This is a genomic window from Pectobacterium parmentieri, from assembly GCF_001742145.1.
GTDB lineage: Bacteria > Pseudomonadota > Gammaproteobacteria > Enterobacterales > Enterobacteriaceae > Pectobacterium > Pectobacterium parmentieri.
Window position 1 is genome coordinate 1,585,732 of record NZ_CP015749.1, and the last position, 16,869, is coordinate 1,602,600.

The 16,869-nt window shown below is 51.2% G+C and carries 15 protein-coding genes; 12 read left to right on the forward strand and 3 right to left on the reverse strand.

Annotated features, from left to right (window positions below; genetic code table 11):
* The first annotated feature begins 254 nt into the window (after nt 1–254).
* The 9 genes from ydgT to dtpA all read left to right on the forward strand — a co-directional run bounded on the left by ydgT (nt 255) and on the right by dtpA (nt 9,276).
* Complete coding sequence (gene ydgT / locus A8F97_RS07005) at nt 255–470, forward strand: transcription modulator YdgT (protein WP_014699945.1); 216 nt, start codon at nt 255–257, stop codon at nt 468–470.
* Between the two features lie 227 nt (nt 471–697).
* Complete coding sequence (rsxA, locus tag A8F97_RS07010) at nt 698–1,279, forward strand: electron transport complex subunit RsxA (protein WP_010296121.1); 582 nt, start codon at nt 698–700, stop codon at nt 1,277–1,279.
* The gene (gene rsxB / locus A8F97_RS07015; protein WP_014699944.1) at nt 1,279–1,857 is read left to right on the forward strand and encodes an electron transport complex subunit RsxB; all 579 of its coding nucleotides are present in this window, start codon (nt 1,279–1,281) and stop codon (nt 1,855–1,857) included. Before rsxA ends, rsxB begins: the two co-directional genes overlap by 1 nt.
* The gene (rsxC, locus tag A8F97_RS07020; protein WP_033071501.1) at nt 1,850–4,063 is read left to right on the forward strand and encodes an electron transport complex subunit RsxC; all 2,214 of its coding nucleotides are present in this window, start codon (nt 1,850–1,852) and stop codon (nt 4,061–4,063) included. Before rsxB ends, rsxC begins: the two co-directional genes overlap by 8 nt.
* Nucleotides 4,064–5,119, forward strand: coding sequence for an electron transport complex subunit RsxD (gene rsxD / locus A8F97_RS07025; RefSeq protein ID WP_014699942.1), 1,056 nt, complete (start codon nt 4,064–4,066; stop codon nt 5,117–5,119).
* A 10-nt stretch (nt 5,120–5,129) separates the two neighbouring features.
* Nucleotides 5,130–5,759, forward strand: a complete 630-nt coding sequence (gene rsxG, locus A8F97_RS07030; protein ID WP_033071500.1) for an electron transport complex subunit RsxG — start codon at nt 5,130–5,132, stop codon at nt 5,757–5,759.
* Nucleotides 5,756–6,463, forward strand: coding sequence for an electron transport complex subunit E (locus tag A8F97_RS07035; protein WP_014699940.1), 708 nt, complete (start codon nt 5,756–5,758; stop codon nt 6,461–6,463). Before rsxG ends, A8F97_RS07035 begins: the two co-directional genes overlap by 4 nt.
* The gene (gene nth, locus A8F97_RS07040) at nt 6,460–7,095 is read left to right on the forward strand and encodes an endonuclease III (protein ID WP_014699939.1); all 636 of its coding nucleotides are present in this window, start codon (nt 6,460–6,462) and stop codon (nt 7,093–7,095) included. Before A8F97_RS07035 ends, nth begins: the two co-directional genes overlap by 4 nt.
* A 660-nt stretch (nt 7,096–7,755) precedes the next feature.
* Complete coding sequence (gene dtpA, locus A8F97_RS07045) at nt 7,756–9,276, forward strand: dipeptide/tripeptide permease DtpA (RefSeq protein ID WP_025919081.1); 1,521 nt, start codon at nt 7,756–7,758, stop codon at nt 9,274–9,276.
* A 114-nt stretch (nt 9,277–9,390) separates the two neighbouring features.
* Here dtpA and cysB read toward each other — a convergent pair whose 3' ends face one another.
* Together cysB and topA are read right to left on the reverse strand one after the other, a co-directional pair.
* The gene (cysB, locus tag A8F97_RS07050; protein WP_014699937.1) at nt 9,391–10,365 is read right to left on the reverse strand and encodes an HTH-type transcriptional regulator CysB; all 975 of its coding nucleotides are present in this window, start codon (nt 10,363–10,365) and stop codon (nt 9,391–9,393) included.
* Between the two features lie 440 nt (nt 10,366–10,805).
* Nucleotides 10,806–13,406: a type I DNA topoisomerase gene (topA, locus tag A8F97_RS07055; protein ID WP_033071499.1), complete on the reverse strand. Its 2,601-nt coding sequence runs from the start codon at nt 13,404–13,406 to the stop codon at nt 10,806–10,808.
* A 325-nt stretch (nt 13,407–13,731) separates the two neighbouring features.
* Here topA and A8F97_RS07060 point away from each other — a divergent pair, with 325 nt between their 5' ends.
* The gene (locus A8F97_RS07060; RefSeq protein ID WP_033071498.1) at nt 13,732–14,001 is read left to right on the forward strand and encodes a YciN family protein; all 270 of its coding nucleotides are present in this window, start codon (nt 13,732–13,734) and stop codon (nt 13,999–14,001) included.
* Nucleotides 14,002–14,056: 55 nt separating this feature from the next.
* On the opposite strand, the gene sohB is transcribed toward A8F97_RS07060, so the two are convergent.
* Nucleotides 14,057–15,103 carry a protease SohB gene (sohB, locus tag A8F97_RS07065; protein WP_014699934.1) on the reverse strand — a complete coding sequence of 349 codons (1,047 nt, stop codon included), beginning with the start codon at nt 15,101–15,103 and terminating at the stop codon, nt 14,057–14,059.
* Nucleotides 15,104–15,461: 358 nt separating this feature from the next.
* Here sohB and A8F97_RS07070 point away from each other — a divergent pair, with 358 nt between their 5' ends.
* Complete coding sequence (locus tag A8F97_RS07070; protein ID WP_014699933.1) at nt 15,462–16,223, forward strand: YciK family oxidoreductase; 762 nt, start codon at nt 15,462–15,464, stop codon at nt 16,221–16,223.
* A 17-nt stretch (nt 16,224–16,240) separates the two neighbouring features.
* Nucleotides 16,241–16,831, forward strand: coding sequence for a cob(I)yrinic acid a,c-diamide adenosyltransferase (cobO, locus tag A8F97_RS07075; protein ID WP_014699932.1), 591 nt, complete (start codon nt 16,241–16,243; stop codon nt 16,829–16,831).
* Nucleotides 16,832–16,869: the final 38 nt, after the last annotated feature.

A 16,869-nucleotide genomic window follows, 5' to 3' on the forward strand; every position in this document is an offset into this window, starting at 1 on the left:
TCGGGGCAGATTGTCTATGGATCGTTCATCCGTACACAATCTGCTCCTTTATAGGCATTCATCGTTCCGATGCTCTGATGTGTCATCCCCGCTAACCTTAAAAACCGTATTATTTCTCTGTCAATCCGTTATTTTTTATTTCTACTCGTTTGTTATTGAAAAATAAGCGTACTTTTTACATCGCCCTCTGGACAGACTTTCTCGCTTGAATATACTTAGTCATCTCAACCACATAACTATTAGACCATTTCACCATGACCGTTCATGACTATTTGCTCAAATTCAGGAAAGTCAATTCAACAGAAAGTCTGGAAAAACTCTTTGATCACCTCAATTACTCTCTGACAGATAGTCAGGAAATCATCAACATGTATCGTGCTGCGGATCATCGCCGGGCTGAATTGGCCTCCGGCGGGCGCTTATTCGATGTCGGCTGTGTGCCAAAATCCGTCTGGCGTTATGTGCTGTAGTGATAAATTGTTATCTGCGAAAAAAAGAATAATTATGCAATAATTCTCTTCCCGGGCTATGGCTCCGAACGCACCGCGTGTTGCGGTTTGATAGCCCGGCATTTCTCTTATTCAGATAACCTGACCCTCCGCTCCTTGAAGAGGACGGCGATAACCCTACTTTGGGTATGTTGTCGAAAACCCAACAATGCCTGATAATAGTCCGGTTTTGTTTTGTAGGCACCGTAATGACCGAATACGCATTGCTCTTTGTTAGCATCCTTCTGGTAAATAATTTCGTCTTAGTGAAGTTTCTTGGATTGTGCCCCTTCATGGGTGTGTCCAAAAAGCTGGAGACGGCGATTGGCATGGGTATGGCGACCACGTTTGTGATGACTGTCGGCTCCATGTTTTCCTGGTTGGTTAACGAATTTATTCTTGTTCCACTCGATATTCTCTATTTGCGCACCATGGCTTTTATTCTGGTGCTCGCCGTTGTGGTGCAGTTCTCCGAGATGTTCGTGCGCAAAGTCAGCCCTGAGCTATACCGCCTGCTCGGGATTTTCCTGCCGTTGATTACCACCAACTGTGCCGTGCTCGGCGTCGTCTTGCTCAACATCAACCTGTCGCACGGTTTCCTGCAATCGACAATTTATGGTTTCGGCGGTGCTGCGGGCTTCTCACTGGTAATGGTGCTCTTCGCTGCTATCCGCGAGCGCCTCGCCGTGTCGGACATCCCGGCGCCGTTCCGAGGCTCTTCTATCGCGCTGATCACCGCAGGCCTAATGTCGCTGGCATTTATGGGCTTTACCGGATTGGTGAAATTCTGATGAGCGCTATCTGGATCGCCATTGCGGCATTAAGCGCACTCGCGCTGGCATTCGGTCTGGTGCTTGGCTACGCCTCACGTCGTTTTGAAGTCGAAAACGATCCGATCGTGGAAGAGGTCGAAGCCATGCTGCCACAAAGTCAGTGTGGCCAGTGCGGGTATCCCGGCTGTCGTCCTTACGCCGAAGCGGTCGCGCTAAATGGTGAAAGCATTAATAAATGTGGCCCCGGCGGCGAAGCGATGATGCTGAAACTGGCTGAAAAGCTCAATGTCGACCCGCAGCCGCTGGAAGGCGATGCTGACGTTCAAGCGCCTGCGCGTCATGTTGCCTGGATCGATGAGAGCAACTGCATCGGCTGTACCAAATGTATTCAGGCGTGCCCGGTTGATGCCATCATCGGCAGCACTAAAGCGGTGCACACCGTCGTCAGCGATTTATGCACGGGTTGCGATCTCTGCGTCTCCCCTTGCCCGACGGACTGTATCGAATTACGGCCCATCGCGCCGACTCCTGCTAACTGGAAATGGGATCTCGATACGATTCCAGTACGCGTTATTCAAGTAGAACGACATGCTTAAGCTGTTTTCCGCCTTTAAAAAAGACAGGATCTGGGATTTCGACGGAGGCATTCATCCGCCGGAAATGAAGACACAGTCCAGCCAGACGCCGTTACGCCAGATCCCATTGCCAGAACAGTTCATTATTCCGCTTAAGCAACATCTTGGGCCGGAAGGTGAAATCTGCGTCAGCGTTGGCGACAAGGTGCTGCGCGGCCAGCCGCTGACGCGGGGAAAAGGCCGGATGCTGCCCGTTCACGCACCGACGTCAGGAACGGTAAACGCGATCCGCCAACACACCACGGCGCATCCCTCTGGCCTGTCAGAACTCAGTATCATTATCATACCGGACGGTGAAGATCGCTGGTGCGAACGCCAAACCTATACCGATTACCATGCCCAGAGCGTCGATACCCTGCTTGCCCACCTGCATCAGGCAGGCATTGCGGGTTTGGGCGGCGCAGGCTTCCCTACCGCCGCCAAACTACAAGGCGGGATGCGTGGGATTGAAACCCTGATTATCAACGGCGCAGAATGTGAACCCTACATCACTGCCGACGATCGACTCATGCAGGAATGTGCTGACGAAATTGTGCAGGGCGTCGAGATTCTGTCGTTCCTGTTGCAGCCGAAACGTATTCTGATCGGAATCGAAGATAACAAACCGGAAGCCATCAGCGCCCTGCGACTGGCCGTGGGAAAACGCAGCGACATGCAGTTGCGCGTCATCCCCACTAAGTATCCATCAGGCGGTGCCAAGCAGCTCACCAAAATTCTGACTGGCAAAGAGGTCCCATTCGGTAAACACTCCGCCACGATTGGCGTGTTAATGCAAAACGTCGGCACGGCGTTCGCCATCAAACGCGCGGTGATCGACGGCGAGCCGCTCACTGAGCGCGTGGTAACGCTGACTGGTGAAGCCTTGCGTCAGCCCGGTAACGTGTGGGCGCGATTGGGGACACCGGTTCGCCACCTGCTCAAACAGGGTGGCTTCCATGTGAATAAGCAGCCAATGGTGGTAATGGGTGGCCCGCTGATGGGTTTTACGCTACCGTCGCTGGACGTGCCTATCGTCAAAATCAGCAATTGCCTGCTCGCGCCATCACATTCGGAAATGGAGCCCGTTGCTGAAGAGCAATCCTGTATTCGCTGTAGCAAATGTGCCGATGCCTGTCCGGCAGGTCTCTTACCGCAGCAGCTATACTGGTTCAGTCGCGGGCAGGAACACGAAAAAGCCCGCAACCATCATCTGTTCGATTGTATCGAATGTGGCGCTTGCGCTTACGTCTGCCCCAGCAATATCCCGCTGGTGCAGTACTATCGTCAGGAAAAGGCCGAAATTCGGGCTATCGACGAAGACGCACAGCGTGCCGCACAGGCCAAAGTCCGTTTTGATGCCAAACAAGCGCGTCTGGAGCGGGAAAAAGCTGCGCGCGAACTGCGCCACAAACAGGCTGCCGCGGGTGTCTCCACCAGTGACAAAGATGCCGTTCAGGCCGCACTGGAACGTGTACGCCGTAAACAAACCGCAGAAGCCGAAATCGGTTCCCCTATCACGGTAACCCCTGATACACAGCCGGATAACAGCGCAGCCATCGCCGCACGTGCCGCACGTAAAGCAGTAGTACGTGAAGAACGGGCGCGCGCGACACAGGCGCAACAAGACGCACCCGCGGTAGAGGCAACTCCTGACGAGCTTGATCCACGTAAAGCCGCCGTTGCCGCTGCTCTTGCGCGGGTTAAAGCCCGTAAAGCCGCTCAACAGCCTGCGACAGAAACGACCCCTGTCGTTCCCGATGCAGCAGCAGAACCAATTGCCGCCGTTGAAGTACAAGAGCCGGAAGATCCCCGTAAAGCTGCCGTTGCCGCCGCTATCGCTCGTGTTAAAGCCCGTAAAGCCGCTCAACAGCCTGCGGCAGAAACGGCTCCTGTCGTTCCCGATGCAGCAGCAGAACCAATTACCGCCGTTGAAGTACAAGAGCCGGAAGATCCCCGTAAAGCTGCCGTTGCCGCCGCTATCGCTCGCGTCAAAGCCCGTAAAGCCGCTCAACAGCCTGCGGCAGACGCAGAAGCAGCCGCGCCCATCGTTTCCAATGTAGTAGCAGAACCGATCGCTGTCGTTGAAGCTCAAGAGCCGGAAGATCCCCGTAAGGCTGCCGTTGCCGCCGCCATCGCTCGCGTTAAAGCCCGTAAAGCCGCGCAGGCATCGTCACATCAAGAGGAATAAATGGCTTTTAGAATTGCGAGTTCACCGTTCACACATAACCAGCAGCGCACACAGCGCATCATGCTGTTGGTTATTCTAGCCTGCCTGCCGGGCATGCTGGCGCAGGTCTATTTCTTTGGCTACGGCAACCTGATTCAGGTCGGGCTGGCATCGGCCACCGCGCTTATTGCAGAGGGCGTGACACTGTCACTGAGGAAATTTGCAGTACGCACCACACTGGCTGATAATTCCGCGTTACTGACCGCCGTGCTGCTCGGGATCAGCCTGCCGCCGCTTGCCCCGTGGTGGATGGTGGTGATGGCAACCGTTTTTGCCATCATTATCGCCAAACAGCTATATGGCGGATTAGGACAAAACCCTTTTAATCCCGCGATGATTGGCTATGTGGTGCTGCTGATCTCTTTCCCGGTCCAGATGACGAGCTGGCTGCCTCCTGCACCGCTGCAAACCATCCCGCTCAGTTTCCATGATGCGTTCATCATCATCTTTACCGGGCATACACCTGACGGGCACACCATGCAGCAGTTGATGCACAACGTTGATGGCGTGAGCCAGGCCACCCCGCTGGATACGTTTAAAACCAGCCTGCGCTCCGGTCAAACGCCGCAGAACATTCTGCAACAGCCAATGTTTGCTCAATCACTGTCCGGCATTGGCTGGCAGTGGGTGAATATCGGTTTTCTCATCGGCGGGCTGTTCTTGCTGATGCGCGGTACCATTCGCTGGCATATTCCGGTCAGTTTTCTTCTGTCGCTGATGTTTTGCGCCTCACTAAGCTGGTTTATTGCGCCGGAGAAATTTGCACCGCCGATGTTACATCTGTTATCCGGCGCTACCATGCTCGGCGCGTTTTTCATCGCCACCGATCCCGTTACGGCCTCAACGACGAACCGTGGCCGTCTGATTTTCGGAGCGTTGATTGGATTATTGGTATGGCTAATTCGCACCTACGGCGGCTACCCGGACGGCATCGCCTTTGCCGTTCTACTGGCGAACATTACCGTACCGCTGATCGACTATTACACTAAGCCACGCGCTTACGGCCACCATCGCTGAGGAGACGCCCATGATGACAACAATGCGCCGCCACGCGACAACACTGGCTCTGTTTGCCGCTTCCACCACCGCCGTCACTGCTGTGGTGAATATGTTAACGGAACCGACAATCTCCCATCAGGCGATGTTGCAGCAAAAGATGCTGTTAGATCAGGTGGTTCCCGCCGAATTATACAACAGCGACATGCAGAAAGAGTGTTACGTTGTCACTAATGCAGCGCTCGGCTCGTCAGCGCCACACCGCGTGTTCATCGCCCGCCAGAATGGTGAACCAGTCGCCGCCGCGCTGGAAAGTACCGCGCCGGATGGCTATTCTGGTGCCATTCAACTGCTGGTTGGTGCCAATTTTCATGGCAAGGTGCTCGGTGTCCGCGTGACGGAGCACCATGAAACGCCGGGGCTGGGTGATAAAATTGATGTACGAATTTCTGACTGGATCACCCGCTTTAATGGGTTAATGGTACAAGGTGAGCATGACGCACGCTGGGCGGTGAAGAAAGAAGGCGGAATGTTTGATCAATTTACTGGCGCCACCATCACACCGCGTGCCGTCATTAACAGCGTAAAACGCAGTGCGCTTTACCTGCAAACGTTGCCGTCACAAATCAACACGCTATCCGCCTGTGGAGAGAATCAATGAGTCAAACTAAAGCACTTTTCATTGACGGGTTATGGAAGAACAACTCGGCACTGGTTCAATTGCTGGGCCTGTGCCCCCTGTTAGCGGTGTCATCGACTGCGACTAACGCGCTGGGGCTGGGGCTAGCCACCACGCTGGTTCTCACCTGTACCAACATGGCTGTCTCAGCGCTGCGTCGCTGGGTGCCGGCGGAAATTCGTATTCCAATTTACGTCATGATCATTGCCTCAGTGGTCAGTACCGTGCAAATGCTGATTAACGCCTATGCCTACGGTTTATATCAATCACTAGGAATTTTTATTCCGCTGATCGTAACAAACTGTATCGTAATCGGGCGTGCAGAAGCCTTCGCTTCCAAGAATGCTGTCCTCCCTTCTGCTATTGACGGTTTGGCGATGGGCTTGGGAGCGACCAGTGCACTGGTAGTTCTCGGTTCTTTACGTGAAATTCTGGGTAACGGCACGCTATTCGACGGCGCAGATTTGCTGCTAGGTAGCTGGGCCAAAGTTCTCCGCATCGAGGTTGTACACCTCGATTCCCCTTTCCTACTGGCAATGCTGCCGCCGGGCGCTTTTATCGGGCTGGGGCTGCTACTGGCCGTGAAATACCTGATCGATGAGAAAATGAAACAACGCCGAGCGCGTGTCGCTGCTGCCGCAGGTAAAATTGCACCAGCAGCCAGTGCCGTAGGGGAATCTCTATGAACAAGGTCAAACGGGTTGAGATCTTAACGCGTTTACGCGACAACAATCCCCATCCAACGACTGAGTTAAATTTCAGCACGCCATTTGAACTGCTCATCGCCGTACTGCTTTCGGCACAGGCAACCGACGTTAGCGTGAACAAGGCAACGGCAAAGCTCTATCCCGTCGCCAACACGCCCGAAGCCCTGCTAGAACTCGGCGTAGACGGCGTTAAGAGCTATATCAAGACGATCGGCCTGTTTAACAGCAAAGCGGAAAACGTCATCAAGACCTGTCGCCTATTGCTGGAAAAGCATCAGGGACAGGTCCCTGAAGATCGCGCGGCATTGGAAGCCCTACCCGGCGTAGGACGAAAAACGGCAAACGTTGTTTTGAATACTGCGTTTGGCTGGCCGACCATTGCTGTTGATACTCACATCTTTCGCGTGAGTAACCGTACAGGATTCGCACCGGGTAAAAATGTCGAACAGGTAGAGGAAAAACTGCTGAAAGTCGTTCCGGCAGAATTTAAAGTCGACTGCCACCACTGGTTAATCCTGCATGGCCGTTACACCTGCATCGCCCGCAAACCACGCTGCGGCTCCTGCCTGATTGAAGATTTATGTGAATTTGGCGAAAAGGTCGACGCCTAATCGGTTGTGGTCTGATGGAGCCGCAATCATCAGGCCTTCCTTTTGATTATCCCCCCACCTTTAACTCTCCCACTATCAGCGTAAGCCACGTGTGCTCTGCTTCCCATCACTCAAGGAATCGCGCCCTTTCTGTCAGTTCCTGCCGCCCCAAAAACCTGTATAAAAACACAAGTAACCACTATTTAAGGCTAATAAGTTATTTTTAATAGAAAATTTAGTGATTGACAGTAACGCATGGTTATTATACCGACATTTATCTTATTACATGCCGTTGATGCATTTTTACACCCACTGCATATTTAGTAATATGCAAAACATTAAACCGCATATTCATTCATAGTTAATGATATTGTCTTAGTTTTAAGAAAAAGGCAGATTATATCCCTTTTATAAAAAACAAACGCAACAAAGAGAGATAATCATTTGAAGAAAAAGAAAGTTATGAAATTAAACTCTGCATAACATTTATTTTCTGGTTTTATCCCACCACAAAAACCACTTGTAACAAAATATGTAAAATGACTTGCCTGTCCGTAAAATAACGTCAATATAACGCCGCTTTTCCTCCCCATAATTAATCAAAAGAGGTTGCAGTTTCACTGTTTCACTCTTGTTATTTTCTCGTTAAAAAAAACGAGATATGTAAAATCAGAGGTCTTTGTGTCAACAGCAAACAACAACAGCGAATCAACCGAAAGCATCAGCATGAACGCTTTCAAACAACCAAAAGCGTTTTATCTCATCTTTAGCATCGAGCTGTGGGAGCGTTTTGGTTACTACGGTCTGCAGGGCATTATGGCGGTTTATCTGGTCAAAATGCTGGGCATGTCCGAAACCGACTCCATCACCCTGTTTTCCTCGTTCAGCGCGTTGGTATACGGTTTCGTCGCCATTGGCGGCTGGTTGGGCGACAAAGTCCTCGGCACCAAACGTGTCATCGTGTTAGGAGCCATCGTGTTGGCATTCGGCTACGCCATGATTTCCTACTCGGGTCATAGCGTGACATGGGTCTATATCGGTATGGCAACCATTGCCGTCGGTAACGGGTTGTTTAAGGCTAATCCGTCAGCTCTGCTGTCTACCTGCTACGCGAAAGACGATCCGCGTCTGGATGGTGCCTTCACCATGTACTACATGGCGGTGAACATCGGCTCTTTCTTTTCTATGTTGGCTACACCGGTGCTCGCCGCAAACTATGGCTGGAGCGTTGCGTTCTCCCTAAGCGTAGTCGGGATGATTCTAACGCTGGTTAACTTCATGTTCTGCCGTAAGTGGGTTAGCACACAAGGTTCTCAGCCAGATTTCCAGCCGATCAATTTGCAGAAGCTCGCCATCACCCTCGTGGGTATCGTTGCACTGGTCGCGCTCTCCACTTGGCTATTGCACAATCAGAGCGTAGCTCGTTGGATACTGACGCTTATTTCAATCGCCGTTGTCGCCATTTTCATCAAGGAGATGCTGGCGGTGAAAGGTGCAGAACGCAGGAAGATGATCGTAGCACTTCTGCTGATGCTGGAAGCCGTGGTCTTCTTTGTGCTGTACAACCAGATGCCAACATCGCTGAACTTCTTTGCTATCCGCAACGTTGAGCACTCAATTTTAGGCTTTGCCTTTGAGCCAGAGCAGTATCAAGCGCTCAACCCATTCTGGATCATGGTTGCCAGCCCGATTCTGGCTGCGGTTTACAACAAAATGGGCGACCAACTGCCGATGGCACACAAATTTGCGATAGGTATGGTGCTGTGCTCCGGCGCGTTTCTGGTGCTGCCGTGGGGCGCTAGCATGGCAAACGAGCAGGGTATCGTGTCCGTCAACTGGCTGATCCTCTGCTATGGCCTGCAAAGTATCGGGGAGTTAATGATTTCCGGGCTAGGTCTGGCGATGGTCGCTCAATTGGTGCCACAGCGTCTGATGGGCTTCATCATGGGTGCCTGGTTCCTGACGTCAGCCGGTGCCGCAATTATTGCAGGCTACGTCGCCAACATGATGGCCGTGCCTGAGAACGTCGTAGATCCGCACACCTCTCTTGAGATTTATAGCAATGTATTCATGCAGATTGGCATAGTAACGGGCATCATCGCCGTTCTGATGCTGTTGACCGCACCGAAACTGACGCGCATGACTCAGGATGTCATCGACGCTCCTGTGAATACCGCCGCTACTAGCGCAGAATCGGTCTGATAGGCTATCGAAACACCACACTCAAATAATTGAGTATGGTGTTATTAGTCATGCGTCAGATGATAAAAAGCCAGACAGTGTCTGGCTTTTTTACGTTAGTACGTCTGACAACGCTTACTTCACTGGCAGCGTAACGTCTTTAAACATCGCTTCAATTTCATCATTTGAACGCAGCGCCACAGCAGAATCGACAACATCGCGCGTCAAATGCGGGGCAAAACGCTGAATGAAATCGTACATGTAACTCCGCAGGAACGTGCTGCGCCGGAAGCCAATTTTCGTCGTGCTGTAGCTGAAGATACTGTTCGCGTTGATGGTCACCAGATCGGTTTCCGTTTGCGGATCGACTGCCATATTGGCAATCACCCCAACACCCAACCCCAAACGCACGTAGGTCTTAATCACATCGGCATCCGTTGCGGTAAAGACGATACGCGGCGTGAGGCCAGCCCGGTTAAACGCGGTATCCAGTTCGGAGCGCCCCGTAAAGCCAAAGGTATAGGTGACAATGGGATAAGCTGCCAGTTCTTCAATAGAGATATCTGTTTTGGATGCCAGCGGGTGATCGGGTGTTACCACCACCGCGCGATTCCAGTGATAACACGGCAGCATGATCAGATCGTCGTACAAATGCAGGGCTTCAGTTGCAATAGCAAAGTCTGCAGACCCTTTCGCAACGGCCTCGGCAATCTGCGTCGGCGAGCCCTGATGCATGTGCAGCGATACGCGAGGATAGCGATCGATGAAACCTTTGATGACGCTAGGCAGCGCGTAGCGGGCCTGTGTATGGGTAGTTGCGACGTACAGCGACCCTTTATCGGGATAGGTATGCTCTCCGGCAACTGCTTTGATGGCATCGACTTTCGACAACACTTCACGTGCGATACGGATGACTTCCTGTCCAGCGGGTGTCACCTGTGTCAGGTGTTTCCCACTACGGGCAAAAATCTGAATACCCAACTCATCCTCCAGCATGCGGACCTGTTTACTGATCCCCGGCTGAGAGGTGTACAACCCTTCTGCGGTAGAAGACACATTCAGGTTGTGATTAACAACTTCAACAATATAACGAAGCTGTTGTAGTTTCATAATTTATCCCATTCCCAATTGAAGTGTGCGTGTAGCATCTCACGACGTTCTGACGACGTTCCGTTTTATTGACCTTGATTATACTCGTCATACTTCAAGCTGCTGTGCGTTGGCCGCGCAACTCGAATTATTTAGGGTATGCGCCTTCACCATCTGGCGTATATTCCCATCAATTAATGTCATTTAATCATAAAAATTATTTTTATATAACCATTTTTGCATAACTGCAGCGATAAAGAACGCAGTGCGTGCGATTATCACCGAGGTAAACCGCATGATTCTCTATCACGGATCAACAATCCTTATGCTACCGCAAGACTATCCTCATACGATTGTTTTATCAGGATATTTTTACGATAAAAAAAACCAGCCTCACGGCTGGCTCGATTTAGCTATTTTTAACGCACAAACACAGCAGTGCGTAAGGTGACAGAAAGAGGTTACTTCTTCCCTTCAACCCATTTTCCGTCAATATAAAACGCCGACCAGCCCGTTGCCTTGCCGTCTTTCTCTGACGAGACATATTGCTGTTTGGTCTTACGGCTGAAACGCACCTGCGTTTTATTGCCGTCTTTATCGACCTCCGGGGCATCGGCCAAATAGCGCAGTTTCTCCGGCAAGCGATCTTTAAATCGCACCAGTTCCTCTACCAGTGGTGCCCGCGTTTCACGAGATTTCGGGAACGTATTGGCCGCGAGGAATACTCCCGCAGCGCCGTCGCGCAATACGAAATAGGCATCAGACTTCTCGCAAGGCAGCTCAGGCAACGGCACCGGATCTTCTTTCGGTGGCGCAACATCGCCATTACGCAAGATCTTACGCGTGTTACTGCACGTTTCGCCGGTGCATGACATGTATTTACCGAAGCGTCCCATTTTGAGATGCATTTCGGAACCACATTTCTCACACTCAACGATCGGCCCATCATAGCCCTTGATACGGAACTCGCCCGTTTCGATCTCATACCCATCACAGGCTGGGTTATTCCCGCAAACGTGCAGTTTACGCTGGTTATCAATCAGGTAGCTGTCCATCGCCGTACCACATTTTTCACAGCGACGACGAGCACGCAGTGCGTTAGTTTCGGCTTCATCGCCTTCTAACACATTCAGCACTTCAGTTTCTGGTATCAGATTGATCGTGGTTTTACAGCGCTCTTTCGGCGACAGTGCATAGCCGGAACAACCCAGAAACACCCCAGTACTGGCAGTACGAATACCCATTTGACGAGAGCAGGTCGGGCAGTCAATGCTGGTCAACACCATCGCATTGGGCCGCATGCCGCCTTCTTCAGGGTCCTGTTCTGCCTTTTCCAACTGCTGGCTAAATTCATTGAAGAACTCATCCAGTACGGCTTTCCATTCAGCCTGATTATTGGCGACCTGATCGAGACGGCTTTCCATCCGCGCGGTGAAATCGTAATTCATCAATTCGCGGAAGTTTTCTTCCAGCCGATCGGTAACAATTTCACCCATCTTCTCGGCGTAGAAACGGCGGTTTTCCACCCGGACATAGCCACGATCCTGGATGGTTGAAATAATCGAGGCGTAGGTAGAAGGACGACCAATACCGCGTTTTTCCAGCTCTTTAACCAGCGATGCATCGCTGTAACGTGCCGGTGGTTTGGTGAAGTGTTGCCCTGGCAGCAGTTTCTGTAGTGATAATGCTTCACCTACGGCCACGGTCGGCAACGTGCGATCTTCATCATTCTTACGCAGCGCTGGCATGACTTTCGTCCAGCCATCAAAACGCAGCGTTCGGCCTTTTGCACGCAGTTGATAATCTGCGGCTTCCACGATTAGCGTGGTGGAGTCGTATTGCGCTGGCGTCATTTGACAGGCGACGAACTGACGCCAGATCAACTGATACAGCTTCTGCGCATCGGCTTCCATATCCTTCAGGCTGTCAGCCAGCACACCTACATCGGAAGGTCGAATGGCTTCGTGCGCTTCCTGTGAATTTTCTTTGCTGCTGTAGGCGATTGCCGCCTCCGGCAGATAGCGCTTGCCGAATTCTTCGCCGATATAGCCACGCACCATCGTCAACGCATCCTGACTGAGGTTCGTGGAGTCGGTACGCATATAGGTAATGTAGCCCGCTTCGTACAGACGCTGCGCCATCATCATGGTCTTTTTCACACCAAAACCAAGACGTGTACTGGCAGCCTGTTGCAGCGTTGACGTAATGAACGGCGCACCGGGTTTGCTGCTAGTCGGCTTATCTTCGCGGTCAGCAACGATATAGCGTGCATTCTCAAGCAGGCTGACCGCCGCATGCGTTTGATCTTTGTTAACGGGCTTAAACGGTTTGCCGTTGTGATGCGTTACCTGCATTTGCAGTTGAATATCACTGCCCGCCAATAAGTCGGCGTGCAATTCCCAATATTCTTCCGGCACGAACGCTTTAATTTCGCGCTCACGATCGACAATCAGGCGCACTGCAACCGACTGCACACGCCCGGCAGACAGGCCACGCGCAATCTTTTTCCACAACAGCGGGGAAACCATGTAACCCACCACGCGATCCATAAACCGACGCGCCTGCTGTGCATTAACGCGGTCAATATTCAACGTGTCTGGTTTTTCAAACGCCTGTGTAATGGCATTTTTCGTGATTTCGTTAAACACTACGCGACTGAAACGCCGATCGTCACCACCAATAATTTCCCGCAGGTGCCAGGCAATGGCTTCCCCTTCGCGGTCAAGGTCGGTTGCGAGATAGATGTGGTCAGCATTTTCCGCCAGCGTTTTTAGTTCGGAAACAACCTTCTCCTTACCCGGCAGGATTTCGTAGTTAGCTTTCCAGCCATGATAAGGATCGACGCCCATACGATTAACTAGCGCGGATTTTTCATCCTTTTTGACTTTCTTTTTCGTTTTATCTTTAGTCGTTGAGTCCGCGCTCTTTTTACTGGCTGAGCCACTTGTCGGCAAATCGCGTACATGACCGACGCTGGATTTCACCACGTAGTCATTGCCTAAATACTTATTGATCGTTTTGGCTTTTGCCGGGGACTCGACGATAACGAGAGCTTTACCCATATGTACTATTACCTGCTGAATTCTTCTGAAAATCAGATATTTTTCGGGGCATTCAGAGCGGATTCTACTGACTGCGCAAAATCCCACACTCTACCTGATAAATGCTGCCACGCAACCTAATTAGCATGGGGACACTGTTTTATCCGCTTCCTGCCAAACTGAATATCGGCAGGTAAGCCCCTAAAATGTAGCCCATTTGCCTCATAATCTGCTCTTTACGCTGAAACCGTATCGCAGTACCCTTTCTCTTGATGCAGTTTTGGAACAAACATTGTTGATATAGTGTAATTCCCCCTTTTTCAAGGGACGTACAGGAGTAACAATCATGTCACCTGAATATCAGGTTAACGAAGAAAAACGTCCGATTAGCCGCCAGAGTTTATTAGTTGAGGCTAATGACATCATTAAACATCACGATGATTATTTGCATGGCATGGTCGCTGATAGCGTAGAACAAAAAAACGACGTATTGGTTTTCCGCGGTGAGTTTTTTCTCGATGCAAACGGAATTCCAACCTTAAAAAGCACCGCAGTATTTAACATGTTCAAACACCTTGCGCATGTTTTATCCGAAAAATATTATTTGGTCGATTAATACAAATGCCCGCGAACGGCGGGCACTTGATGTTATACGGCTTAACAATAATCGGTTATAGCAGGGGCTTCGAACCACGCTGCCACCAACGTAGCATCAGGCGTTCTGCGGTATCGCCTGCGCTGCCCGTTAGGCGATCCAGCAGGCGTTTACGGCGCGTATAGCGCACACTTAATACCTCATGGTTCGCCATTTCGGCAATGAGCAGGTCGTCACTGGTGCCGATAGCATCGATCAATCCCAAATCTTTCGCCTGCGTGCCAAACCAGTGCTCTCCTGTCGCAACTGAATCAATATCCAGCGATGGGCGCATCTGTTGCACAAAGTCTTTAAACAGCGTGTGCGTCACGTTCAGATCTTCGCGGAATTTTTCACGGCCTTGCTCGGTATTCTCACCAAACAGCGTCAACGTGCGTTTAAATTCACCCGCGGTATGCAGTTCAACATCAATATCTTTGTTTTTCAGCAAACGGTGGAAGTTGGGAATTTGCGCCACGACACCAATAGATCCAACAATAGCAAAGGGAGCCGCTACAATACGATCGGCCACGCAGGCCATCATGTATCCACCACTGGCGGCAACTTTATCTACGGAGACAGTCAACCGCACACCGCCTTGGCGCAGGCGCTGTAACTGCGACGCTGCCAGTCCATAGCCGTGTACCACACCGCCAGGGCTTTCCAGACGCAGCAATACTTCATCTTTCGGTTTCGCCACGGCGAGCACGGCAGAGATCTCTTCACGCAGCGAACTGACTTCGCCTGCATCCATACTGCCATTGAAATCGAGAACGTACAGGCACGGTTTTACACTTTTCTCTTCGCCACGCTTGGCACGCTGTTTATCTTGCTTCGCGGTTTCTTTTTCTTTCTTTTTTTCTTGTTTAGATAACAACTTGCGTTCAGTGTCGCTCATACAGGCTGTCTGCATTTCACGCTGAATTTCCTGATATTGCTCGCCCAAATTCGTGACCTGTAACTCACCTTTATGCTGGCGTTTACGTTGTGTCATCCCGAATGCCAGAACGACTAACGCACCAATAGCCACCACGATGGTGAGCACCTTAGCCAGGAATAAACCGTACAGAGAAAGTAATTCCACAAACACCGTCCTCATTGACTGAGCATTAATTAATATTGGCCTACCAGCCAACTATAGCGTTGACGTCACGCGCCATTCCCTTCCTATAACCTAACTGATGGCACACAATATGGCGATGTTATTCCTGCGGTTTCTCTATCTATTGCCGTTTTTTACAACAGTACAGAGGCAAATAGCGGTAGTCTCATTGAAAACATGCAACATTTGAGGCATAACACCCCCATTCACCCTGCCCGGATACGCCTTCACCTGACGTTCCGAACCGCACGCCCCGACAGCTCACGTCGCGCCGATATGCTATGGCAGGTCTACTATCTAGAAGCGTGGTTATTTCGCGCCGCGGCATGAGGAATTCATTGTGCATTACCAGCCTAAAATCGATTTACTGCAAAACCGCATCATTCTGGTCACTGGTGCCGGAGATGGCATTGGCCGGGAAGCGGCGATGACCTACGCCCGTTACGGCGCTCACGTCATCTTATTAGGGCGGACGGAAAGTAAACTACAGGCGGTTAAGCAGCAGATCGAACAGGAACATCGTGCGACAGCACACGTTATTGTCTGCGATATGTTGGCCTTATCCTCTGCACAGTGCTTTCAGTTGGCGGATGAACTGGCACAGGTTGTACCGCATCTGGATGGCGTACTCCACAACGCCGGATTGCTTGGAGAAGTTGCCCCTGTTGTACAGCAAACGCCTGAGATCTGGCATCAGGTTATGCAGGTTAACATCAACGCGACCTTTATGTTGACGCAAGCGCTGCTACCCCTGCTATTGAAATCACCCTGCTCTTCTCTGGTTTTCACCAGTTCCAGCGTCGGTCGCGAAGGTCGCGCCAACTGGGGAGCCTATTCCGTATCCAAGTTCGCCACAGAAGGTTTGATGCAGGTACTGGCAGAAGAATATCGCTCACAAAATCTACGAGTGAACTGTATTAATCCCGGTGGTACGCGGACGGGAATGCGCGCAGCCGCTTTCCCCAACGAAGATCCAATGAAGCTGAAAACGCCGACAGATATCATGCCGCTGTATCTTTACCTGATGGGTGACGACAGCCGCCGCAAGACGGGGATGAGTTTTGATGCACAGCCGGGTAGAAAAGCCGGTCCAGCCGAATAATAGAGAAGAGCACGAATATGAGCGATGAACGTCACCAGCAACGCCAACAACGCCTGAAAGAAAAGGTCGATGCCCGCATCGCTGCCGCGAATGAAACGCGTGGCATTCTGATCGTCTTCACCGGTAACGGGAAAGGGAAAACGACGGCAGCATTTGGTACCGTCACACGGGCGATAGGCCACGGATTGCGAGCTGGCGTGATTCAGTTTATTAAAGGTGAATGGCCAAACGGTGAAAAAAATCTGCTACAACAACACGGTGTGGAATTTCAGGTGATGGCGACCGGTTTTACCTGGGATACGCAGAATCGCCAGACGGATACCACAGCAGCACAGAAGGTCTGGCAGGCAGGTAAACGGATGTTGACCGATCCACAGCTTGACCTCGTGGTATTAGATGAACTGACGTATATGATTAGCTACGATTATTTAAATTTAAGTGACGTTGTCACCACCTTAAAACAGCGCCCTGCTGGGCAGACCGTCATTATTACTGGGCGGGGTTGCCACCGTGATTTACTGGAAATGGCCGATACCGTGACAGAAATGCGCCCGGTAAAGCATGCGTTTGATAACGGGATTCAGGCCCAGCAAGGAATTGACTGGTAGTCTTTAGTCCTAATTACTAAAAGCAATAGAACCAAATG